The organism is Pseudonocardia sp. ZF1 (genome assembly GCF_056835605.1).
In genome coordinates, this window is record NZ_JAJNBY010000001.1 from 2,002,052 (window position 1) to 2,024,111 (window position 22,060).

The 22,060-nt window shown below is 77.5% G+C and carries 20 protein-coding genes; 10 read left to right on the forward strand and 10 right to left on the reverse strand.

Annotated features, from left to right (window positions below; translation table 11 throughout):
* Positions 1-19: 19 nt before the first annotated feature.
* A complete protein-coding gene (locus tag ZF1_RS09940; protein ID WP_482637077.1) occupies positions 20-1,312 on the reverse strand; it encodes an SLC13 family permease in 1,293 nt (430 codons plus the stop codon).
* A 73-nt stretch (positions 1,313-1,385) separates the two neighbouring features.
* Positions 1,386-2,486: a PrpF domain-containing protein gene (locus ZF1_RS09945; RefSeq protein ID WP_482637078.1), complete on the reverse strand. Its 1,101-nt coding sequence runs from the start codon at positions 2,484-2,486 to the stop codon at positions 1,386-1,388.
* A 274-nt stretch (positions 2,487-2,760) separates the two neighbouring features.
* Between ZF1_RS09945 and ZF1_RS09950 the strand changes: the two genes are divergently transcribed.
* The 6 genes from ZF1_RS09950 (at position 2,761) to ZF1_RS09975 (ending at position 8,538) form a co-directional block, all read left to right on the forward strand.
* Positions 2,761-3,672, forward strand: a complete 912-nt coding sequence (locus ZF1_RS09950) for a LysR family transcriptional regulator (RefSeq protein ID WP_073574019.1) — start codon at positions 2,761-2,763, stop codon at positions 3,670-3,672.
* A gap of 86 nt (positions 3,673-3,758) precedes the next feature.
* On the forward strand, positions 3,759-4,580 hold the full coding sequence (locus ZF1_RS09955; RefSeq protein ID WP_482637079.1) for a phosphatase PAP2 family protein: 822 nt from the start codon (positions 3,759-3,761) through the stop codon (positions 4,578-4,580).
* A 535-nt stretch (positions 4,581-5,115) separates the two neighbouring features.
* Positions 5,116-5,535 carry a hypothetical protein gene (locus ZF1_RS09960; protein ID WP_482637080.1) on the forward strand — a complete coding sequence of 140 codons (420 nt, stop codon included), beginning with the start codon at positions 5,116-5,118 and terminating at the stop codon, positions 5,533-5,535.
* A gap of 267 nt (positions 5,536-5,802) precedes the next feature.
* Positions 5,803-6,381, forward strand: a complete 579-nt coding sequence (locus ZF1_RS09965) for a GAF domain-containing protein (RefSeq protein ID WP_482637081.1) — start codon at positions 5,803-5,805, stop codon at positions 6,379-6,381.
* Between the two features lie 346 nt (positions 6,382-6,727).
* A complete protein-coding gene (locus ZF1_RS09970) occupies positions 6,728-7,618 on the forward strand; it encodes a universal stress protein (RefSeq protein WP_482637082.1) in 891 nt (296 codons plus the stop codon).
* Positions 7,615-8,538, forward strand: coding sequence for a universal stress protein (locus ZF1_RS09975; protein WP_482637083.1), 924 nt, complete (start codon positions 7,615-7,617; stop codon positions 8,536-8,538). The genes ZF1_RS09970 and ZF1_RS09975 overlap by 4 nt, the downstream gene beginning before the upstream one ends.
* A 47-nt stretch (positions 8,539-8,585) precedes the next feature.
* On the opposite strand, the gene ZF1_RS09980 is transcribed toward ZF1_RS09975, so the two are convergent.
* Positions 8,586-9,575: an Acg family FMN-binding oxidoreductase gene (locus ZF1_RS09980; RefSeq protein WP_357546366.1), complete on the reverse strand. Its 990-nt coding sequence runs from the start codon at positions 9,573-9,575 to the stop codon at positions 8,586-8,588.
* A gap of 191 nt (positions 9,576-9,766) precedes the next feature.
* Here ZF1_RS09980 and ZF1_RS09985 point away from each other — a divergent pair, with 191 nt between their 5' ends.
* Genes ZF1_RS09985 through ZF1_RS09995 form a run of 3 tightly spaced genes read left to right on the forward strand, consistent with a single transcriptional unit; the run spans position 9,767 to position 14,075 of the window.
* Complete coding sequence (locus tag ZF1_RS09985; RefSeq protein ID WP_482637084.1) at positions 9,767-10,828, forward strand: DUF4389 domain-containing protein; 1,062 nt, start codon at positions 9,767-9,769, stop codon at positions 10,826-10,828.
* Positions 10,825-11,736, forward strand: a complete 912-nt coding sequence (locus tag ZF1_RS09990) for a universal stress protein (protein ID WP_482637085.1) — start codon at positions 10,825-10,827, stop codon at positions 11,734-11,736. Before ZF1_RS09985 ends, ZF1_RS09990 begins: the two co-directional genes overlap by 4 nt.
* A gap of 8 nt (positions 11,737-11,744) precedes the next feature.
* Complete coding sequence (locus ZF1_RS09995) at positions 11,745-14,075, forward strand: phosphoketolase family protein (RefSeq protein WP_482637086.1); 2,331 nt, start codon at positions 11,745-11,747, stop codon at positions 14,073-14,075.
* Here the strand turns inward: ZF1_RS09995 and ZF1_RS10000 are convergent.
* The 5 genes from ZF1_RS10000 to ZF1_RS10020 all read right to left on the reverse strand — a co-directional run bounded on the left by ZF1_RS10000 (position 14,015) and on the right by ZF1_RS10020 (position 19,840).
* Complete coding sequence (locus ZF1_RS10000) at positions 14,015-16,549, reverse strand: cation-translocating P-type ATPase (RefSeq protein WP_482637087.1); 2,535 nt, start codon at positions 16,547-16,549, stop codon at positions 14,015-14,017. The two genes, ZF1_RS09995 and ZF1_RS10000, sit on opposite strands and share 61 nt — an antisense overlap.
* Positions 16,546-16,932 carry a SpoIIAA family protein gene (locus ZF1_RS10005; protein WP_482637088.1) on the reverse strand — a complete coding sequence of 129 codons (387 nt, stop codon included), beginning with the start codon at positions 16,930-16,932 and terminating at the stop codon, positions 16,546-16,548. Before ZF1_RS10005 ends, ZF1_RS10000 begins: the two co-directional genes overlap by 4 nt.
* A 97-nt stretch (positions 16,933-17,029) precedes the next feature.
* The gene (locus ZF1_RS10010) at positions 17,030-18,496 is read right to left on the reverse strand and encodes a multicopper oxidase family protein (protein WP_482637089.1); all 1,467 of its coding nucleotides are present in this window, start codon (positions 18,494-18,496) and stop codon (positions 17,030-17,032) included.
* 175 nt (positions 18,497-18,671) lie between these two features.
* The gene (locus ZF1_RS10015) at positions 18,672-19,076 is read right to left on the reverse strand and encodes an STAS domain-containing protein (RefSeq protein ID WP_482637090.1); all 405 of its coding nucleotides are present in this window, start codon (positions 19,074-19,076) and stop codon (positions 18,672-18,674) included.
* Between the two features lie 86 nt (positions 19,077-19,162).
* Positions 19,163-19,840 (reverse strand): sensor histidine kinase, encoded by a 678-nt coding sequence (locus ZF1_RS10020; RefSeq protein WP_482637091.1) that lies wholly within the window; start codon positions 19,838-19,840, stop codon positions 19,163-19,165.
* A 366-nt stretch (positions 19,841-20,206) separates the two neighbouring features.
* Here ZF1_RS10020 and ZF1_RS10025 point away from each other — a divergent pair, with 366 nt between their 5' ends.
* On the forward strand, positions 20,207-21,238 hold the full coding sequence (locus ZF1_RS10025; protein WP_482637092.1) for a helix-turn-helix transcriptional regulator: 1,032 nt from the start codon (positions 20,207-20,209) through the stop codon (positions 21,236-21,238).
* Positions 21,239-21,246: 8 nt separating this feature from the next.
* Here the strand turns inward: ZF1_RS10025 and ZF1_RS10030 are convergent, their stop codons facing one another.
* Both ZF1_RS10030 and ZF1_RS10035 read right to left on the reverse strand, forming a co-directional pair.
* Positions 21,247-21,564, reverse strand: a complete 318-nt coding sequence (locus tag ZF1_RS10030) for a DUF3040 domain-containing protein (protein WP_253069016.1) — start codon at positions 21,562-21,564, stop codon at positions 21,247-21,249.
* A gap of 204 nt (positions 21,565-21,768) precedes the next feature.
* Entirely contained in the window at positions 21,769-21,978 is a 210-nt protein-coding gene (locus ZF1_RS10035; protein WP_482637093.1) for a hypothetical protein, read from the reverse strand.
* Positions 21,979-22,060 lie beyond the last annotated feature (82 nt).

Consider the following 22,060-nt stretch of genomic DNA (forward strand, 5'->3'; position numbering starts at 1 on the left):
GGGGTCCTGACCGGCGGGGTCAGAACGCCCCGGGCAGGACCAGGACCGCCCACGCGGCGAGCGGGCCGAGGGCCACGATCCCACAGGTGTAGGTGATGACCTGGCGGTAGAAGCGGGTGCGGTCGACACCCCGGGCGTTGGCCAGCACCAGGGCACCGTTGGTGGAGAACGGCGACACGTCGACGATCGTGGTGGAGATGGCCATCGCCGCGATCACGCCCGCCGCGGGCAGCGAACCGGTCAGCAGCAGCGGGATCGCCATCGGGATCACCGCGGTCAGGATCGCCGTCGAGGACGCGAAAGCGGAGGTGATGCCGACGACCAGGCACAGGACCAGGGCCACCAGCAGCGGGGCGCCCAGGTGCACGGCGCCCTCGGACACCCACTCGATCGTCCCCGCGTGCTCCAGCACACCGACGTAGGTGACCATGCCCGCGACCAGCAGGATCGTCGGCCAGCTGATGCCGTCGATCGCCCTGCCGAGGTTGTCGCGGTCCATCAGGGCCAGGACGGCACCGGCGGCCAGGGCCAGGAACCCGATCTGCAGGTGGAAGGCCAGGGCGCCGACGACGAGGCCGACCAGCGCGACGAGCGTGGCGCGCTGCTGCCAGGTCACGACGCGGGGCTGCGTGCGGACCATCGTCGCCACACCGCCGCCCCCGGTGGGCAGCTCGTCGTCGTCGGCGGTCTCGGGCCGCTCGACGAAGCTCTCCTCGCCACGACGGCGCAGCAGCAGGTAGGTGATGCCGCCGAGCAGGGCGTTGAACGCGAGGCTGGCGAAGAACAGCACGGCCTGGGACACGGCGAGGCCGGAGTCGGCGACGATCCCGAAGACCAGCGCCCCGGAGACGGCCATCGGGGAGAAGGCCCCGGCGTGCGCGCCGCAGATGACCATCATGCCGATCATCAGGGGGCTGATGCGGTACTTGAACGCGAAGTTCATGCCGACCGGGACGAGCAGCGCGACGGCGGCCGGGGTGAAGGTGCCGAGCGCGGTGAGCACCGCGGCGACGGCGAACAGCACCCAGGGCACCAGGATCGCGCGGCCCCGCACCAGGCGGATCCCGGCGTCGACGAGCAGGTCGATGGTGCCGTTCAGCTTCGCCACGGAGAACAGGTACGTGACGCCGACGACGGTGATGAACAGCGAGACCGGGAAGCCCTCGAAGATCTCCTTCTCGTCGAGGCCGAGGGCGAACGTCCCGACCACGAACGAGGCGACGAAGGCGAGGATCCCGATGTTGATCGGCAGCATCGTCGCGACGACGAACATGCCGGCCAGGACCAGGACGGAGAGGATTTGGGGTGACATCGTTGTCCTTCGTGACTCGGAGCGGTCCGGGTGTGGGCGGGATCCGGCCGGTGGTGCCGGTCCCGGGGCGGTGTCAGGCGGCGTGCACCACGGCGGTCGGGACGGTGGCGGCGGTCGCGGGCTCCGGCAGGGCCAGGAGCGCGTCCGCGATCCGGCGCGCGGTGCGGCGGACCGCGACCGCGGGCAGACCGTCACGGCTGCCGTGCACGGTGGCGATCACGCCGGCCGGGGTGTCGATCAGCAGGTCCTCCCGCTCCGTCGCGACGAGGTCGTGCAGGACGGTACCGGCGGTGCGGGCCGCAAGGGTGAGCGCGATGCTGCCGGTCACGGCGAGTGCCGGGTGGGTGCGCCCCATCGACAGCATGCGGACGGCCACGTCGGAGCGGCCCGGCGCGCCCTCCGCGACCAGCGCCAGCTTGGGGACGGCGCGGGCGGCGTCGCGCGGGGTGTCCGCCAGGCCCATGCGGACGGCCGCGGCCCGGCGGAGCACGTCCAGCCGGTCCAGCAGGCCCGGCACGGCGTCGATCTCGGCGGGCGACTCGTGCCCGGTGATCCCGACGGCCGCCGCCGGGACGACGACGACCGGGGCGCCGGCGTCGACGAGGGTGACCGGCACGCCGTGCACGACGTCGGCCGGGTTCCCGCTGGGCAGCAGCGACCCGGTCGTGCGACCGGCCGGGTCGACGAACCACATGCGGATGCCGACGCCGGGGGTCGGGACCCCGGGGATGTGCTCGTGGCCCTCCTCGACGACGCGCCCGCCGGGGGTCGGCACCTCCAGCACGATCAGCTGGCCGGTGTTGGTGTTGTGCACGCGGACCTCGGTGACGTCCCCGGTGGGGACGACCCACCCGCGGCGCAGCGCCCACGGCCCGACGACCGCGGAGCAGTTCCCGCAGTTGCTGGTCCGGTCGACCCGGCCGTCGGCGATGCCGACCTGGGCGAAGGTGTAGTCGACGTCCGCGCCGGGGCGGGTGCTTCGGGAGAGGACGACGGCCTTGCTGGTGGTGGACGTCGCGCCGCCGACGCCGTCGATCTGGCGCGGGTCCGGGCTGCCGTAGAGCCGGAGCAGCACCTCGTCGGCGGTGCGGCCGTCGACCCGGAGGTCGTCGGCGTCGAAGACCCAGCACTTGCTGGTCCCACCGCGCATCCACGTGGCGGAGATGTCTCGCATGGCTGCTCCCGGGGTTGCGGCGCGGCCGCCGGGGGTCGGCGACGTCGTCGACGGTGACGCCGACCGACGTGCAGCACAATCACGAGTTGTGGCACCCTCGTGAAGTTCTGCTTCAGGATCGCGAATGCCGGAGCGGAGCGAAGGACTGGCACGACCTCGTGATTGTGCAGTTCATCAGCGTGAAGCAGAACTGCACGACCCCCAGCAGAACGCTGATTCACAGACCCCTCGTCATCGGTCGCTTCGCGCGGCCGACCGGCCCCCGGAGGCCCCCGTGCTCGACGTCCGACGGCTCGCACTGCTCGCCGCGGTGCTCGACTCCGGCTCCATGACCGCGGCCGCCGAACAGCTCGGCTACTCACCGTCGGCGGTGTCCCAGCAGCTGCGCCGGCTGGAGAAGGAGGCCGGCCAGCCGCTGCTGCAGCGCCAGGCCCGCGGGGTGCTCCCCACCGAGGCCGGCGCGGTGCTCGCCGGGCACGCCCGGCACGTGCTGCGCCGCCTCGAGGCCGCCGAGGCGGACCTCGCCGAGCTGGCCGGGCTGCGCCGCGGGACGCTCGCGATCGGTACGTTCCCGACGATCGCGAGCGCGCTGATGCCGCGGGTCGTCAGCCGCTTCCGCCGCCAGTACCCCGACATCCGGCTCGACGTCCGCAGCGCCCGCCACGACGAGCTGATCGCGATGCTGGAGAGCGGCCGGGTCGGGATCTCGCTGCTCTGGGACTACGCCTGGGACCGGGTCGACCCGGCGCAGTTCTCGCTCACCCCGCTGCTCGACGACCCGACCGTCCTCGTCGTCGCCGACGACCACCGCCTCGCCCGCCGTCGCAGCGTCACCATGGCCGAGCTGGCCGACGAGGACTGGATCGTCCGCGCCCACGACCACCCGGTGGCCGAGGTACTGGAACGCAGCTGTCGGGCCGCCGGGTTCTCCCCGCGCATCGCCTTCGAGGCGAACGACTACCAGGAGGCGCAGGCGATGGTCAGCGTCGGCGTCGGGGTGGCGCTGGCCCCGCGGACGGCGGTCAGCGCACCCCGTCCCGACGTGCGGGTGCTCGGCCTCGGACGGGAGGCGCCGTCGCGGCGGGTGCTGCTGGCGCACCGGCCGGACCGGCTGCGGGCGCCGGCGGAGCTGGCGATGCACCAGATGCTGGTCGACGTCGCGCGGGAGTACCAGACGCAGCCGTGAGCCCGGGACGGTCGCACCGGTGTCCCGGTACGTCCTGCGCCGGCGTTCTCAGCGCCGCCACAGCACCGGCGCGGGACAGTTGCGCGGTGAACACCGCCGATGCACAGCAGGCCGCGGGACTCGTCCTGACACTCGGATGGCTGCTCGTCGCGGTCGTCCTGTTCGCCCACCGGGCGGGCCTGGTGACGTCGGGCCCGCTGATCGGTCGCGATGTCCGGGTCCCCGGCCCGTTGCTGTGGGGATCGGGTGCGGCGGTGGCGTTCTACACCGGGCAGGCCGTCGTCGTCGACGCGGTGGAGGACGCCCCGAACCGCATCGTCGCCGGGGCCGACCGGCCGGTGCTGGACTGGATGATCGCCCACCGCACCCCGGACCTGACGGCGCTGATGGAGGCGGTCAGCCGCTACGGGGGTACGAACGGGACGCTGCTGCTCGCGGCGGCGGCCGTCGCCGTCCTGCTGGTGACGCGTCGCTGGTGGGACGCACTGGCCGTCGCCGTCGCGACCGGCGGTGTGGCGGTGCTGGTGCCGACCTTCAAGGACCTCTACGGCCGCACCCGCCCGCCGGTGGCGACCCAGCTGGTCGTCGAGCCCGACCTGTCGCTGCCCTCCGGCCACGCCCTCGGCGCGATCGTCATCATCGGGATCATCGCGGTGGTCCTGGGGCGCGCGGTGCGGTCCACCGGGTGGCGGGTCGTGGTCGGCGCCGTCGCCGCCGCCGCGGTCCTCGTGATCAGCCTCAGCCGGCTATACCTGGGGGTGCACTGGGTCACCGACGTCGCGACCAGCTGGACGCTCGGGGGAGCCTGGCTCGCGGTCGTCGTCACGGGTCTGATGTGGGTGACCGGACGGGGCTCCGACGCACGCGGCCGGACGGCCGGGCGCCCCGGGCCGCCCGTCGCGGGTTGATCGGCTCGACGCGGACGACGCACTCGGTGGACGCGTTCTCGGGGTCCCGGGCCGACGCCGCCGGGCCCGGGCCCTTCGGCCCTTCGCCTCCCCGCCGCCCGCGAGCACCATGGAGACCTCGGGGGGATGCCGTCCACCCGCCGCTGGGGAGCAGGCGGGTGGACGAGGGCCGGGGCCGGCCACACTCAGGGAGTGTGGCCGGCCCCGGTGGTCCCCCGAGCGCCGGGGAACGGCTCTCTCGGATTCCGAGAATGCAGCACGGCGTGAGGTATGTGTTCCGTGCAAGCCGGTCGCGACGATTCTCCGCCGACATTGCTCCGGAAGGCCCTCGAATCCGCATGCCCGGTCCCGAGACCCTCGAGCGAGACGTGCCGGTCACGGAGCCGGAACCTGTCCTGGGAGCCACCGACATGCCGGACGACGACAGGAGACCGCCGACCGGGCGCAGTCGGGCGGGCGCACCGGCCGGGTCCGTGACATGACCGGGCCGCCACGACGGTCGCCGCGGAGGCGACAGGTCCCGGACCTGCGTCTCGTGACCGGGGGCCGCCCGGCCGTGCCGGGGTCCGCCCCCGCCGTCCCGGTGGCCGCCCCGGCCCCCGGCACGGGCCCCGGAGCCGGCGCCGCCGGGCATCGGCGGCCGACCCCGCGGCCGCTCGCCACCCGGCCCCTCGCGGTGGTGCGCCCCGGCCCGGCCCCGCCGGGACGGATCGGCACCACCACGGACGACGTGTCCGGTGCCGACGCGACACTCGACGCGCACCTGGGATGGACGCTGTACCGGGTGCTCGACGGGCTGCGGTTCCCGGTGCCACGCTGGCGCGTCCTCGCGCAGGCCGACGCCTGGGGGGTCGGCGGCAGCCTCCGGCTCTGGCTGACCGACCTCCCCGAGGGCAGCTACGCCGGCGTCCACACCGTCGTCGCGGAGATCCGCCGGAGCCGGCGGACCTCCTGACGGCCGACGGGACGGCCCCGGTGTGCGGCTCCCCGGCGCATCGGGGCGCATCCCGTCCGATGCCCGCCCACCGGTCCCGCACCGTTCGAGGAGCGCGACGCCGAGCTCGGCGGACGGGGCGACCTGGACGTCCCGCACGGCGGGGGCCCGGCTGCGGTGACCGGTCCCGCTGCGGGCCCCGTCGGTGCCGGGCGCCGGGCCCTGACCGGTAACGAAGCGGCGGCCCACGTCGAGTCCGTCGTCGGAGACGACGGTGGGGGTCGGGGTGTGACGAGGTCCTGCGCGGCCGGGCGAGACGTGGCGAACCCGGCGAGGGGGTGGCTGCGCGCCCAGCTCGACCGCGAGGTCGACTGTTCCGTGCACACGCTGCTCGGCGCGATGACCGAGCGGCTGTCGATCGCGGCCGGCAGCGCCGCGACGTTACGGAGGCTCTCCGCGGACGGCGAGTGGCTGTCGCCCGTCGCCGCCCACCACCCCGACCCGGGGATGACCGCGGCCATGACCGCGATCATGGAGGAGACGGCCCCTCGCGCCCGGTCGGGGCTGTGGCGACCGGTCGTCGAGGAGCGCCGCGCCGTCCGCTACCGCGTCGACCCCGCAAGGACTCCCGTCGAGGCGTCCGACGAGCAGGCCCGCTTCCTCGACCGCTTCCCGGTCACGGCGGTGCTCGGCGTCCCGGTGGAGCACGACGGACGGCTGGTGGGTGGGACGGCACTCGTGCGCTACTCCGTCCCACGCCCGTTCGACGACGCGGACGAAGCCCTGCTGGTGGACTTCGCCGCCCGCGCCGGTGTCGTGCTGACGATGCTGGAGGAGTACACGACCCTCGACACCTCCGACGGCTGAGACCGCCGGGCCGGCGACGGCCGCACACCCCCGAGATCGACCACGGTCCGACCGTCCACCGTCCGCTCCCTCCGTACCCCGGACCGGGGCACCGCGGTGGTTCCGCATCCGTCGACGATGACACCGGGGCCGACCCGTGCGGCAGGGTCGTTGGGCCCGGCGGCCCGGGCCCGTGGTGACCGGTGCGGTGACGTCGGCGGTGGCCCGGACCGCAGGCGTCCCGACGGCCCGGCCCGGCGCGACCGTCCGTCGCCGGGCGCGACCTCCGGCCCGGCCGCGGGGGCCCTTCGGCCGGTGCGCGGACGGCGGGCGGCAGGCCAGCGTGGGGGACGAGGGAGGGAGCCCGATGAACGATGCGAACGAGTCCCCCGAGGTGGTCGGTGTCGACGGGTCGGAGTCCGCGCTGAGGGCGGTGCGGTGGGCGGCCCGGGACGCGGCCGCGGCCGGACGCCCCCTGCGCCTGGTCGCGGTGAGTACGGACCCGCCGCCGCTCGCCGACGCCGGACCCGAGGTGTGGGCCGAGCTGAGGGCGGCCACCGTCGCGGCGGCCGAGGACCACCTCCGGGCGGCGGCCGCGGCGGTGGCGCCGCTCCTGCCCCCCGAGCGGGTCGGGACCGTCGTCCGGGACGGGAGACCCGCCGCGGTGCTCGCCGACGAGTCGCGGCACGCCGCGGTCGTCGTGGTCGGCAACCGCGGACGAGGTGGCTTCCGCGGTCTGCTGCTGGGGTCGACGGGTGTCGCGCTGACCGCGTCGGCGCACTGCCCGCTCGTCGTCGTACGGGGGAACGAGGCCGCCGACGGCCCCGTCGTCGTCGGGGTGGACGGGTCGGACGGTTCCGAGGCGGCACTCGCCTACGCCGTCGAGACGGCCGCGCAGCGGCGGACCGCACTGGTCGCCGTCCGAGCCTGGGGGGAGCCGGCCATGGATCCGGCGGTCGCGGTGCTGCTCGACACGGTGGAGCTGCGCCGCGCGCAGGCAGAGGAGCTGGAGCAGGCGGTGGCGCCGCTGCGCGAGAAGTACCCGGACGTACCGGTCACGACGCACGTGACCCACGGCTCGCCCGCGGCGGCCCTGAAGGGGGCCTCGGCCGAGGCGGGGATGGTCGTCGTCGGTGCGCGTGGACGGGGAGGTCTCGCTGGTCTCGTCCTGGGCTCGGTCGCCCAGTCCCTGGTGCACCACGCCGCCTGCCCGGTGGCCGTCGTCCGTCCCGAGGACTCCCGGCGGGTGGCGGGATGACGGGCCCGGCGACGGCCGGCCCCCGCGTCCTGGTCGGCTTCGACGGGTCGCCCGCCGCGATCGCGGCGCTGGGGGTGGCCGCGGACCTGCTGCCCGGCGCCGACGCGACCGTGCTGCACCTGTGGACGCCCCCCTTCGCCGGGGACGTCCTGCGACGACGGCTCGTCGACCGGGCCGGCACCGTCGACGAGCTGATGGAGCTCGTCGAGCAGGAGGGTGCCGCCGAGGCCGGACGAGTGGCACGGCTCGGCTGCGTCGTCGCCCGGGCGGAGGGGTGGACGGCCACGGCACGGGTGGCACGCAGCTACGGCGGCGACGGCCTGCGCTTCGCGGCCGTGGCCCAGGAGAGCGGCGCGGACCTGGTGCTCGTCGGGGCCCGTGGCCTCAGCGGCGTCTCCGCGGTGCTGGACAGCACGACCGACCTCGTCGTCCAGCACAGTCCCGTTCCGGTGCTCGTCGTGCCGTTCCCGATGCTCGTCGACGAACGCGAGCGGGCCCGGACGGGACCGGTGGTCGTCGGGTGGGACGGGTCGCCGGGGGCGGCGCAGGCGCTGCACGAGGCCGAGGCGCTGCTCCCCGGACGGCCCCGGGTCGCCGTCGTCGTCGGCGACGACGATCGGGGCGCGGCGCCGCTCGACGGCGACGGCCGTGGGGTGACCCTGCGGCGGGTGCCGGCCCCGCACCCGGTACCCGGCCCGGCGCGCGCGACCGCCCGCGCCCTGGCCGAGGCGGCCCGCCGGGAGGCGGCGTCGGTCGTCGTGGTGGGGTCCCGGGGGCGGTCCACCTGGCGGACGGAGCTGCTCGGGAGCACGGCGCTGGCCGTGCTGCGGCGCACCCACGTCCCGGTGCTGGTGGTTCCGGCGGCGGCACGGGTCACCCGCGGTGCCGAGCCGGTCGGGTCGGGCGCGGAGAGCGGCTGAGCCGCCCGACCGGCCCCGCCGGGGGCGGGCGTCGGGCGCGCGCGGGGTCAGGGACGGGGCGTCCCCCGCCGGTCGACCTGGTCGACGAGCGCCCGGCGGGGGGTCGCCGGCGGGGGCGCGGCGACGCTCGGCCACCCCACGCGCAGGACGACCTGCGGCGACAGCGAGCCGCCGAGCACGCGGTCGGCCACCGCCTCGGTGGTCCGCGCGACCTCCAGCGGCTCCGTGAGCGGGCACGTGGCGAGCCCGAGCTCCGTCGCCTGGAGCAGGACCGCGCTGAGCGCCTCACCGGCCCGCAGCCGCGCGAGCCGGTCGTCGGAGGACGTGCCGAGCACCAGCAGCGTCGCGCCGTCCTCCCCGTGCGGCGCCGGGGGGAGTTCGGCGCCGGCGAACCGGCGGTGCGGCAGACCCGCACCGGACCCCGACGGCACCGGCACGTTCGCGGCGGGGACGCCGTCGTCGGTGGCACGGCGGCCGGACCACAGGCCGAGTTCGAGGTCGTAGCCGGGCGTGGCGTCGTGCGTGGTCGCGGCCTCCCGGAAGGCGTCGGCCAGCGCCCGCCGCGCGCCGGGATCGTCGACCGGGCGCAGCACGGCGCCGCAGCCGGACGCCCGCCGGCACAGGAGGTCGAGCTGGGCGTCGGTGAGCGGCCAGTCCGTGAAGCGTCGCCGGTCGGTGCGCCGGGCCGGGATCGCCGCCGCGGTGTCGACCGCGGCGGGATCGGGGCTGCGCGTCCCGCCGGTGACGTGCACGGCGGCCACCACCTCCGGGCGCCCGGCGTACGGGAGACGGGTGACGGTGCACCGCAGGCCCAGGCCGGCGAGCGCCACCGTGAGGTGGTGCAGCGCGGCGCCGCAGCTCAGCAGCATGTCCCGGCCGTCGGCGTCGGCCGAGCCCAGCCGGCGTGTCGCATCGGCCTCGAGCTCGATCCCCGTGTCGTCCCACCGCCAGCGCCAGGGCTGGGTGTTGTGCACGGACGGGGCTCGGGCGGCCAGCGTGAGGGCGGCGCGCAACGTTCCGGGGTCGATGGGGGACATGGCAGGCCTTCCGTCGGTGCTCCCCTCCGGGAGCTGCACCCGCCATCCCCCCACCGCCCGGGGCCCGGCGGCAGGGCCACCCCGACCCGGGAACCGCCGCCGTCGGTCACCACGATCGCGGGACCGAGGACCCACCCGCGGCGGGTCGCGCTGCCCTGACCGGCGACCGGGTGGGAGCGGACCCTCGCGCCATGACGACTTCGACGCCCGTTCCCGCCCGCGGTGAGGACTCCCCGGTGCGGATCCAGGCCCGCACCGACGAGCACCTGTCCCGCGGCCTGTGGTTGGTCAAGTGGTTGCTGCTGGTCCCGCACCTGGTGGTGCTCGGCGTGCTCGGCGTCGCGTTCTGGGTGCTGACCGTGGTGGCCCTGTTCGCGGTCCTGGTCACCGGCCGGTACCCGCGGACGCTGTTCGCGTTCAACCTCGGCGTGCTGCGCTGGGGGTGGCGGGTCACCTGGTACGGCTACGGCGGGCTGGGCACCGACCGCTACCCGCGGTTCGCGCTCGACGACCGTCCCGAGGACCCGGCGCGGCTGGACATCGCCTACCCGCAGCAGCTCTCCCGCGGCCTGGTGCTGGTCAAGTGGTGGCTGCTGGCGCTGCCGCACTACGTCGTGCTGGCGCTGCTCGTCGGCGCAGGCGGCACGATCGTGGGCCGTGTCGGCGGGGGTGGGGCCTTCGGCACCGAGGGCGGTGGGCTGCTGTCGCTGCTGGTGCTGTTCGTCGGGGTCCTGCTGCTGTTCACCGGGCGCTACCCGGCCGGTCTGCTGGACCTGGTGACCGGCATCGACCGCTGGGTGCTGCGGGTCGTCGCCTACGCGGCGCTGATGACCGACAGTTACCCGCCGATGCGGCTCGACCAGGGCCCGCAGGACCCGGCCGGACCGTTGCCCGGTGACGGGCCGGACCGGACCACGGCCGCCCCGGCCGCCGGGGCGGCGGAGGGCAGGGGCGGACAGGCCCTGCTCACCCGCCCCGAGGCGCCCCCGGAGCGGGCCGCGGCGGCGCCGCTCGCGCCGCCACCGACCGGGCGTGCGGTGCTGCTGACCGTGGGCGCCTGGGCGCTGCTGCTCGGGCTCGCGGGGGGTGTCGCCGGGGCAGTCGACACCACGGGTACCGGTTCCGTGACCGGCGCGACCGGTCCGGGCGCGACGGCCGTCGCGCTGGTCGCAGGAGGTGTCCTGGCCCTGGCCGGGGCGGTCCTGATCGCCGTCGGCGCCCGCCCGGTCGGCCGGGAGGGTGGGCGACGATGACCGGTGCGGAGCCGCCGGCCCCCGGCGCGGCGGCCGGGGGGCCCGTCGTCGCCGCGGTCGACGGCTCGGACTCGTCCTACGCCGCCGCGCGGTGGGCCACCGAGGAGGCCGCGTGCCGGCAGGTCCCGCTGCTGCTGGTCGCCGCCGTGCCCTGGACGACGTTCCTGCCGGTCGGGCTCCCGCATCTCGGCGAGGAGTACGGCCGCGACGCCATGGTCCGGCACGCCGAACGGTGCCTGGAGCAGGCGGCCGGACCGGCCCGCCGGACTCTCGGCCCGGAACGGGTCGGCTCCGAGGTGCGGGGCGGCTCCGCGGCCGAGGTGCTGTGGGAGGTGTCCGGCACCGCGGGCCTGCTGGTGCTCGGCAGCCGCGGTCGCGGCGGGTTCGCCACGCTGCTCGCCGGGTCGGTCGCGGTCGCCGCGGCCGCGACCGCGCAGTGCCCCGTCGTGGTACACCGGGCACCGGGCGAGCCGGGCGGCCCGGTCGTCGTCGGGGTGCACGACGTCACCGGCCCCGCGCTCGGCTTCGCCGTGGAGCACGCGCTGGCGCACCGGGCGCCGCTGGTCGCGGTGCACGCCTGGTTCGACCACGACATGGACCCCTACACCGCGGAGCTGCTCGCCCGCGACGGCAGGCAGGCCGCCGCCCTGGACGCGGCGGCCGACCGGGTCCGCACCGCGCTCGCGCCGTGGCGGTCCCGGTACCCGGAGCTCGACGCCCGGGAACGGGTCCTGCTGGACAACCCGGCCGGGGCGCTGGTCGGGGAGTCCCCGCGGGCCCGGCTGGTCGTCGTCGGGACGCACGGGCGGGGCGCGCTGTCCGGGGCGCTCCTCGGATCCACCGGTCAGGCGGTCCTGCGGCACGCCGGGTGCCCGGTGGCGGTCGTCGGGGCGCCGGGGATCCGATGACCGGGCCGGTGGACGACGACCTCACGGCGGTGGACCGGTGGTGGCGGACGGCGAACTACCTGGTGGTCGCGCAGATGCACCTGCTGGACAACCCGCTGCCGGCCGAGCCGCTGCTGCCCGGGCACGTCCGGCCGGAACCCCGGGGCCACTGGTCCACGGCCCCGGGCCTCACGTTCTGCTGGGCCCATGTCGCCCGCACCGCCGCCCGGCACGGGACACCGGCGCTGGTCGTCGCCGGACCGGTGCACGCCGGCGCCGCGGTGCGGGCCGCCGCCTGGCTGGAGGGCACCCTCGGCGCCCGCGACCACGGGCTGCGCCGCGACGGCGACGGCCTGCGGGCCCTGGTCCGCGGGTACGGCAGCCCCACCGGCGTCCGGGTCACCACCTCCGCCGCGACGCCCGGGGTGCTGCACCCCACCGACACCCCGGGGCAGGCGCTCGCCCACGCCCAGGGCGCCGCGGACGACAACCCCGGGCTCGTGGTGGCGTGCGTCGTGGGCGACGGCGAGGCCGAGAGCGACCCGTCGGACGCCGCGTGGCAGGCCGGGACGCTGTCCGATCCGGCCACCGACGGCGCCGTGCTGCCGCTGCTGCACCTCGACGGCAGCCGGATCGAGGGCGCGCCGCCGGGGCTGCTCGCCCGGCTCCCGGCCGAGGACCTGCGCAGCCTGCTGCGCGGCCGCGGCTACACGCCCCTCGAGGTGACCGTCGACCCCGACGGTGCCGCCGCGGACGCGCACGCACCGATGGCCGCCGCGCTCGACGAGGCGTGGGACCGGATCGCCGACGCCCGGGCCCGGGCGGCCCGCGGCGCCGCCGCCGTCCGCGACGGGCGGCCGGTCGTCGTGCTGCGCAGCCCGCCGGGCTGGACCGGGCCGCCGGCCGGGGACCCGGCCCCGGCGGGCCGGGCTCCGTCCGGGACGCCCCTGCCGCGGGCCCGCACCGACCCGGAGCAGCGGGCCGCCCTGGAGGGGTGGCTGCGCAGCTACCGCCCCGAGGAGCTGTTCGACGGCCACGGCGCGCCGCGGGTCGCCCCGGTCCCGGCCGCCGCGGGCCGGTGCGTGCCGCCGCCGAGTGCGTGCCCGCAGGCCGACGGCGGCGCCCTCGTGCGGCCGCTGGAGCTGCCGACGGTCCGGACGCACCAGCGCCCGGTGCCGGTCCCCGGGGTCACCGTCGCCGGGGCGACCCGGATGCTCGGCGGCTGGGTCCGCGAGGTGCTCGCGGCCAACCCGGACCGGTTCCGGGTGGTCGCCCCCGGCGGGGTCGCCGACGCCCGTCTCGGCGGGGCGCTGGACGAGGACCGCCCCGACGGAGCCGGGCCGCCCGAGCGGCACCGGGTCCTGGGCGTCGCCTCGGCCCGGGTCTGCCAGGGACGGCTGGAGGGCTACGTGCTGTCCGGCCGCCACGGCCTGGCGGTCCTGCCCGAGGAGCAGGTCCGTGAGGTCGACGCGATGCTCGACGGCTACGCGAGCGTGCTGGCCGAGATCGACACCGTGCCCTGGCGGCGGTCCCCGGCGGCGCTGACGGTGCTGGTGGCCGACCGCAGCGGGGAACGCGGCCCGGACGGGCACGCCGGGCCGGTCCCGGGTCTCGCCGACCACGTGGTGGGGGACGGGCCGTGGGGCGCGCGGCTGTTCCTGCCCCCGGACGGGAACACCCTGCTGTGCGTGATCCGCCGGTGCCTGGGCCCGGGCAGCGGGCTCAACGTCGTCGTCGCGGGGACCGCACCCGGCCCGCAGTGGCTCGACCCCGACGCCGCCGCGGCCCACGTGCGCCGCGGCGGCGGGGTCTGGGAGTGGGCCGGGACCGTCGATCCCGGTGCCCTGCCCGACGTCGTCCTCGCCGGGTGCGGGGCCGCCACCACCGTCGAGGTCGTGGCGGCGGCGTCGCTGCTGCGCGAGCACCTGCCCGGGCTCGCGGTGCGGGTCGTCGACATCGTCGAGCCGGGCCGCCTCGCGACGCCCGCGCAACGGCCCGAGGGGTGGCCCGCGTGCGACCACGACGCGCTGTTCCCGCCCGGGGTCCCGGTCGTCCTGGCCTTCCACGGCCGCCCCGCCCTGATCCACCACCTGCTGGCCCGGCGCCCCGGTCGCGAGCTCTGGCACGTGGCGGGCCGCGGACGGCGGGGCGGCCCGGCGACCCCGTTCGGGGTGCTCGCCCGCGACGGGCTGGACCGCTTCGGGCTGGCGGTCGACGCGCTCGACCGCGTCCCCGGGCTCGCCGTGCGCCGGACGGGCCTGCGGCAGCGGCTGCTGGACCTGCGTGCGGTCTGCCTCGCTCACGCCGACGAGACGGGGGAGGACGCCCCGCTGGTGCGGGACTGGTCCTGGCCGGGGTGAGCCCGCCGGCGGGACCGCCGCAGCTCCTCGGCCTCGACCAGCACCGACGGCACCGCCGCCGCGCCGACCGCGATCGCGAGCTCCGCCGGGCCGAGCGCGACGGTGTGGAACAGCAGGTCCGCACCGGGCAGGTAGACCACGGCGAGCGTCGCGAGCACGCTCGTGGCAGCGGCCACGTACAGGAACGGGTTGGTGCGCACCGGGAGCCGCCACAGCGGCGTGCTGTCCGACCGGGTGGTCAGGGCGAGCCCCAGCTGGCTCAGCGCGAGCGTCACGAACAGCATGGTCTGCCAGGGCCGTCCGGTCGCGGCCGCCGTCGTCGCCACCACCAGCGAGCAGCCGGCGACGACGACGCCGAGCACCGCGGTCTCGACGACCGTGCGCCGGGTGAGGATGCCCTGCCGCGGCGGCTGCGGCGGGCGGGACAGCACGTCGGCCTCGGCCGCCTCGGACCCCATCGCGACCCCCGGCAGCCCGTGGGTCACCAGGTTCACCCACAGGATCTGCGCGGGCAGCAGCGGGAGACCGAGCGCCAGGAAGGGCCCCGCGACCATCACGAGCAGCTCGGCCAGGCCGCCCGCCAGGCCGTAGCGGACGAAGCGGCGCACGTTGTCGGCGACCCGGCGGCCCTCGGCGACGGCGGCCACGATCCGGCCCAGCCCGTCGTCGCCCAGCACGACGTCGGCGGCCTCCTTGGCCACCTCCGTGCCGCGCTCGCCCATCGCGACGCCGACGTCGGCGACCCGCAGCGCCGGGGCGTCGTTGACGCCGTCGCCGGTCATGGCGACGATCTCGCCGGCCGCGCGCAGCGACTCGACGAGCGCCAGCTTCGTGCCGGGGTCCGCACGGGCGTGGACGGCGGGCAGCCCGTCGCGCTCCCCGGTGTCCAGACCGACGGCCGCGGCCACCGCGGCGGCCGTCGCCGGATGGTCACCGGTGATCATCATGGTCCGGACGCCCGCGGTGCGGGCCGCGCCGACCGCGGCCGCGGCGTCGTCGCGGACCGGGTCGTCGAGGCGCAGCAGCCCGGTCTCCTGCGGCCCCGCGCGGACCGCGAGGACCCGCGCCCCGGCCCGTGCCCAGGCGTCGACGACGGCTGCGGCGTCGGCACGTCCGGGCAGCACGACCTCGGGGGCCCCGACGACGACCTCCAGCGGGCCGTCCGGACCGTCGTGGCGGCTGACGGTGCACCGCCGGTGCGCGTCGAACGGGCGCACCGCCGTGCGCGGCCGGCGGGACCGCACCGCACGCAGGTCCAGCCCGGCGCCGGCCGCGGCCCGGGCCACCGCCCCCTCGGTCCCCGGCGTGCCCTCCTCGGCGTCGCCACCCAGCACCGCGGCCTCGAGCACCGCCCGCGCCGGTCCCGCCGGCAGCGGGCCGGTCAGCTCCGTCGTACCGGTGCCCGGGTGCCAGACCGCGGTGCAGGTGATCCGTCCGGTGGTGAGCGTCCCGGTCTTGTCGACGGCGAGCACGGTCACCGACCCCAGCGCCTCCACCGCGGGCAGCGTGCGCACGATGACGCCCAGCCGCGCCATCCGGCGGGTCGCCCCGGCCAGCGCCAGCGCCACGACGGCCGGCAGCGACTCGGGGATCGCCGCGACGGCCAGGCTCAGCGCGGTCAGCACGACCAGCGGCCACGGCTCGCCCCGGGCCAGGCCCGTCACGCCGACCAGTGCGCAGGCCACGACCACCCCGAGCGAGATAGCCCGGCCGAGCCGGGCGAGCCGGCGCTGGAGCGGTGTCGGCGGCGGCCGGCGGCGCTGCAGCAGCACGTCCACCGTGCCGAGCTCGGTCCGCAGCCCGACCGCGGTGACCACCGCCCGCCCGTGACCGCGCACGACGAGCGTGCCGGCGTGCACCACGGTGCTCCGGTCGGCCACCGGGGTGTCCTCCGCGCAGGCCGGGGCGGCCCGGCGGTCCGAGGGCTGCGACTCGCCGGTCAGCGCGGACTCGTCGACCTGCAGGTCGTGGGCCGTCAGCAGCCGGGCGTCGGCGGCCACCACGTCGCCCCGGCCCAGGACGAGCAGGTCACCGACGACGACCTCGGCCGCGGGCACCTCGTGACGGTGCCCGTCGCGGACCACCGTCGCCCGCGGTGCGGCCTGCGCCCGCAGCGCCGCCACGGCCCCGGTGGCGCGACGTTCCTGCGCGACGCCGACCGTCGTGTTCAGGACGACGACCAGCACGATGACGGCCGCGTCGCCGGCGTCACCGACGGCCACGCTCAGCGCCGCCGCGCCCAGCAGCACCAGGATCATGGTCTCCCGCAGCTGGGCGAGGACCGAGGCGGCGAGGCTGCGGTCCAGCCCGGGGGAGGGCCGGTCGGCGTCCGCGACCGCCCGGTCGGCGACCGCTGCCCCGCCGAGCCCCTCGTCGGGGTCGGTCCCCAGCTGCTCCGCGACCGCGACCGCGTCCTGCGCCCACGGGTGGAGCGGTGGCGCGACCGGGGACACGTCACCCGCCACGGGGCTCACGCGCGCAGCAGCGCGGTCTCGCGGACCGGTCCGGCCGATCCGCCGGTCAGCCAGGTCAGGGCGGCGGCGCGCTCCTCCGGGGCGAACACCCGCACCCGCACGGGCCGCAGCGACGACGCGATCCGGCGGGCGGTCGCGTGGGTGTCCGGCGCGGCCAGCACGGCGCAGGACCCGATGCGGGCCAGCCGCGGGACCCGCCGCGGCGCGGACGCCCCGGGCACCGCCGTGTCGGTGGTGTCGGCGACCTGCAGCAGCAGCGGCACCGGACCGGCGACGGCGTTCAGCACCGGGGCCAGGCCGTCCACCAGGTCGGCGAGGGTCACCACCCCGCTCGCAGCCACCCCCACCGTCCCCTCGGGCAGGTCGTCGATGAGCCGCAGCATGGGTGGTCCTCCTCGGGGCGCCGTCCCGGCGACCGTCGCAGGGGTGCGCGTCCGCGGGCAGATCCGGAAGACCGTCGGCGCCCGGCCGAAGGTCCCGCTACGGGGTCCCGGCGCCCCCGACCCGGACCGTCGCCATCATCCCGGCGTCCTCGTGGTCCAGGACGTGGCAGTGCAGGACGGTCCGGCCGGTCGCGCCGGTGAACGCCACCCGCAGCACCACCCGGCCACCGGCGGGCACCGTCACGACGTCCCGCACCGCGCCGTCCGAGCCCGCGGCGTCGAGCACCGTCATCGGCCAGGTGTGCAGGTGCAGCGGGTGCAGCATGGTCCCCGGGTTCTCGACCACCCACTCCTCCACGGTCCCGGGGGCGACGACGAGGTCGTCACGGGCCGGGTCGAACCCGCGACCGTCGATCCCGAAGCCCATGCCCCCGCCGCCCATCGGCGCGGTCAGGGTCAGCACGCGTGTCCGGTCCGGGGGACCCGGTGGCACGACCGGCGCGGACAGCACCGCCGGGGGCGGCGGGGTCGGGGCCGCGGCCCCCGTGACGCGCAGCGTGGCGAGCACGACGGGCCCGGTGCCGGTCGTGCCTGCCGTGCCACCCATCCCCGTGCCGCCCATCCCTCCCATGCCGCCGCGGTCGACGTCCGCGGCGAGCAGGTCGACGTCGCCGGGGGCGTCCGGGGGGCGCACGACGACGTCGGCACGGTTGCCCGGCGCGAGCCGTACCCGGTCGCGGGCGACCGGCCGGGGGAGGAACACCCCGTCGGTCGCGACGTGGACGAGGTCCTGCCCGTCCAGCGACACGTCGAACACCCGCGAGCAGGTCGCGTTGACCAGCCGCCACCGCTGCGAGCGCTGCGGGGCCCCGGCCAGCACCGGCCGCAGCAGCCCGTTGACCAGCACGAGCTCGCCCTCCCGGCCGGCGACCCGGTCCATCGGACCGGCCGCGGCGACCCGGCCGTCGTCGCCCACCGTCGTGTCGGTCACGACGAGGACGTGGTCCTCCGCCGTGCCCAGGTTCGGTCCGCCCTCGACCACGATCGCCCCGACGAGACCGGCGAACACCTGGTCGGCCACCGTCCCGTGGTGGTGCGGGTGGTACCAGAACGTGCCCGCGGGATGGTCGCGCGGGACCCGGATCCGGTAGTCCGCGGTCTCGCCGGGGCCGACCGTGCGGAACGGGTCGTCGCCGCCCGGGTCCGGCGGTACCCGCAGCCCGTGCGTGTGCAGGTTCGTCGGGGTGTCGAGTCCGTTGTGCAGCCGCAGCGCGATCTCGTCGCCGGGGCGCAGGCGCAAGGTCGGGCCCGGGGAGGTCCCGTCGTAGCCGAGGCCGGCACCGGCGACGCCGGCGAGGTCGACCCCGGTGCCCGCCGTCAGCGTGCCCGTGAGGAGGCCGCCGCGCGCCCTGCGCTCCGGCGGGTCGGCGAAGGGGGGCCCGGCCGCAGGCCCGGCCGGGCCGGGTCGCGGCGGGCCCGTGCAGGCGGCGACGCCACCGGCCACACCCGCGGCCGCGGCGAGACCGAGCAGGTGCCGTCGGGAGAACCTCGGCTGACGGGTCACGGTCCGCTCCCTCGGTGTGTGCCTCGCGCCGGAGGGGAGGTCCGGGTCCGGCGGGTGCCGTGTGTCCACCGAGCGTGCGGTCCCCGACGGTCCTCCGGGCAGGTGCGACCGGCCCCGGTGGCCGGGGCCGGAGGTCCCGGTCCGTGGAGCGCCGACGGCGACGGGACCGCCCGGTTCACGCCCCCGCTGCGGGGACCGGCCCCCGGGTACCCGAAGCGGGCCGGGGCGACGCCGGACCGGGGACCTGGGCCCCGTGGCCCGGCCGGAGCAGCGGCCGTGCCGCGGCGGGGACACGTCCGAGCAGGTGGTCGGCGCCGACGACACCGAACACGCACCCCCGCCGACCCACGGTCCGCTCGGCGTGCGGGATCGCCTTCAGACCGGCGAGGGAGGCGGCCGTGACCCCGGTGAGGTCGGCGACGACGGTCCGCGTCGTCCCGCCGTGGGTGTCGACGTGGTGGGCCCACGCGTCGAGCTGGCGCAGCAGGTGGGCGCCGGCCGCGGTGTCGAAGACACCCGAGACGCGCACCCGGTAGGTGTCCGCCCGGGGCGAGTCGGCGGTGAGCAGGTGGTCGTTCATCGAGGATCCTCCGTCGTCGTGGGGCCGTCCCGACGGCCCGGGCGGCGAGTGTCGACCCGGCCCGCCCCGCTCCCCAGGGGCGGAGGTCACGCGACGGGACCGCCGTCCCGCCGCCCGTGCGGGTCCGCCTGCGGGCCGGTCCTCGACCCGCCGTGCCGGGTGAGCGGCACGTGCCACCGGACGACGGTCCCGCAGGCGCCGCCGGGGCCGGCGTGGAACCGTCCGCCCAGCACGCGGGCCCGGGCGGCCATCACGACCAGCCCGATCCCGCCCGCCGGGTTCTCGGGGATCCCGACGCCGTCGTCGGCGACGGTCAGCGTCAGCTCGTCGCCGGTCCGGAGCACCACCGACAACGTGCCCGCCCCCGCGTGGCGGACCACGTTCGTGAGCGCCTCCACGAGGACCGCCCGCAGGTGCACCGAGACGGGCTCGGGCACGGAGCCGACCGGGCCCACCGCCGAGAAGAGCGCCCGCGCGCCGCCGACCTCGCCCGCGCGGGCGGTGAGCTCGCCCAGGTACCCCAGCAGCTCGAGCCCGCCGGGGCGGGCCCTCGACGCGCCCACCGCGCCGTCGCGCGCCACCCGGACGATCTCGTCCAGCTCGTGGACCAGCGCCATCGCGCGGCCCCGGTGCCGTCCGTCGAGCCGGCTCGCCAGGGAGGCGAGCCCGAACCCGAGCGCGGACAGCCGTGGGACCAGGTGGGCGTGCGGGTTCGCGGTCAGGGCCCCGGCCCGCTCGACGGCCGGGTCGAGGCCCCCGGCCACGTCGGGGACCCCTCCGGCCCGGTCGGGAGGCGACCCGGTGGCGGGTGTCGGGTGCCGGACGCCGGTCGCGTCCCGCAGATCACAGACCATCGCTCGGGAGCCTCCCGCCACTGGGCGCCGGCGTCGCCGGGCCGGGCTGCCGGGCGCGCGAGGGCAGTGACCCTGCCCGAGGTCCGCGGCCCGCGCATCCCCAGAACCGGGTACGGGCCGCCGACCGCGGCGCGCTGCCCCGCCCTGTTTCGGTCGGCGGACCGCGGTGTTCGTTCGCCGTCCGGGAACCGGGTCCCGGCCTCCGGCGACGACGTCGCTTGCGTCCTCGGGTGCAGGACGGCAGTGTCGCGGGCCTCCGTGCACCGAGGAGACGGCATGGTCCGCAGCGCGCCGCGTCACCGACGCGACCGGTGGTCGCAGGCTCGGACGTCGATCACCACCACCGACCTCGACCGGGCCCGGGAGCTGGTGCGCGCACTCGGCTACACGGGGCACCACCCACGCCTGTCCGGCCCTGCCCGGCGCTTCGTCCTCGACCTGACCTCGTTCGAGCTCGCCGGGACCGGCGCAGGTCTGGGACCCGTCGGCATCGACCGGATCCACTACGGTGGCCTGCTCCGCGTCGGCTACGAGCCGGACGAGGACAGCGTCGTCATCGGGCAGCTGGTCTCCGGTGCCTACGAGATCGACGACGGACGGAGTACCCGCCGCCTGGCCGCCGGGGACGCGTTCCTGCTGGCCCCCGGGCACGACCGCCGCATCCGGTCCTCCGACAAGTCGGTACGTCTCGTGCGCATCGCCCTGACCACGCTCGGCCGGGTCGCCGCGGACGTCACCGGGATCGCGCCGGGCGGGCTGCGCTTCCACGGTGCGGAGCCGGTGTCTCCCGTGCTGGCCGGTCACTGGGGCGGGACCCTGCGCCGGGTGGCCGCGCAGGTGCTCCTCGGCCCGGACGGGCTGACCGAGCACGTCCTGGTCAGAGCCCAGGCGATCCACGAGCTGTCGCTGGCCGCGCTCGCCGCGTTCCCGAACACGGCCCAGGACCTGCTCGCCGACCCCCACCGGCCGCCGGGCCGGACCGGCCCGGCCGCGCTGCGCCGGGCGATGGCCCTGCTCGACGCGCACGCCCACGAGCCGGTCAGCATGGAGGACATCGCCGAGCGAGCCGGGGTCGGGGTGCGGGCGCTGCAGGCGGCGTTCCGCCGCCACCGCGACCAGACCCCGACCGCCTACCTGCGCCAGGTCCGGCTGAGCCACGCCCACCGGGATCTCCTCGCGGCCGATCCTGCCGACGGCACGACCGTCGCCGCGGTGGCGGCCCGCTGGGGGTTCGGCCACCCCGGCCGGTTCGCCGTCGCCTACCGCGCCGTCTACGGGGTCCCGCCCGGCCACACCCTGCACCGGTAGGCGGAAGCTCAGGTGCTGCGCGACGTGCTCCCCCCACCGCCGGAGCGGGCCCGGAACCGGGTCCGCAGCCGGTGCCACACGCGTCGGCGCTCCAGCAGGCGGTACACCGGCCAGCAGCCCAGGGCGCCGAGCACGAGGGCGTCGCCGGGCCGGCCGAGCGCGAGCAGACCCACCGCCGCGACCAGGCCGAGCGTCGCGGCCGCCGCCGGGAGCAGCCACACCCGCAGGCGTGACGGGTTCCGGAGCCGGCGGGCGAGCCGGGGGGCCTCCGCCGTCAGCTCGTGTTCGATCCGGACCAGCCGCCGTCGTTCGCCCTCGCTCAACATCGTCGTCCCCTCCGCTCGGCCCGGGTCCCGGGAGCTGCGCGCCTTCCGCCGCCGCGACCGGCGACGGTGCGACCCTGCCCAGCGCCGGCCCGGCGCCACCAGGCCCGTAGGTCCCGCGGCCGGGGTACCGGACGGCACCCGCCCGGGAGCCGTCCGGCTCGACGGTGGACGTCGCCGGCGGACCGGCCGGGGCGTCCCGGAGGGTCAGCCCTCCCCGTCGAGCAGGCGCTGACGCGCGAGCCGCTCCACGAGCTCGGGCAGCGCCGGGACGGGTGCCCCGGCGAGGTCGGCCAGCGACCGGCGGACGACGGCGAGGACCCTCCGTCCCGGGAACTCGGGCCGGAGGCGGGCGACGGCCGCGGGGACGACCGCGGCGGGTGCGTGCGGGAACAGGGTCGGACAGCTCGGGGCCACGGAGCTCCTCCGGTCGGCTCGGCGGATCGGAGGGCCCACCGCACCCCGGCCCGACGCGTCCTGCCAGGGCCGTTGGTCCCGC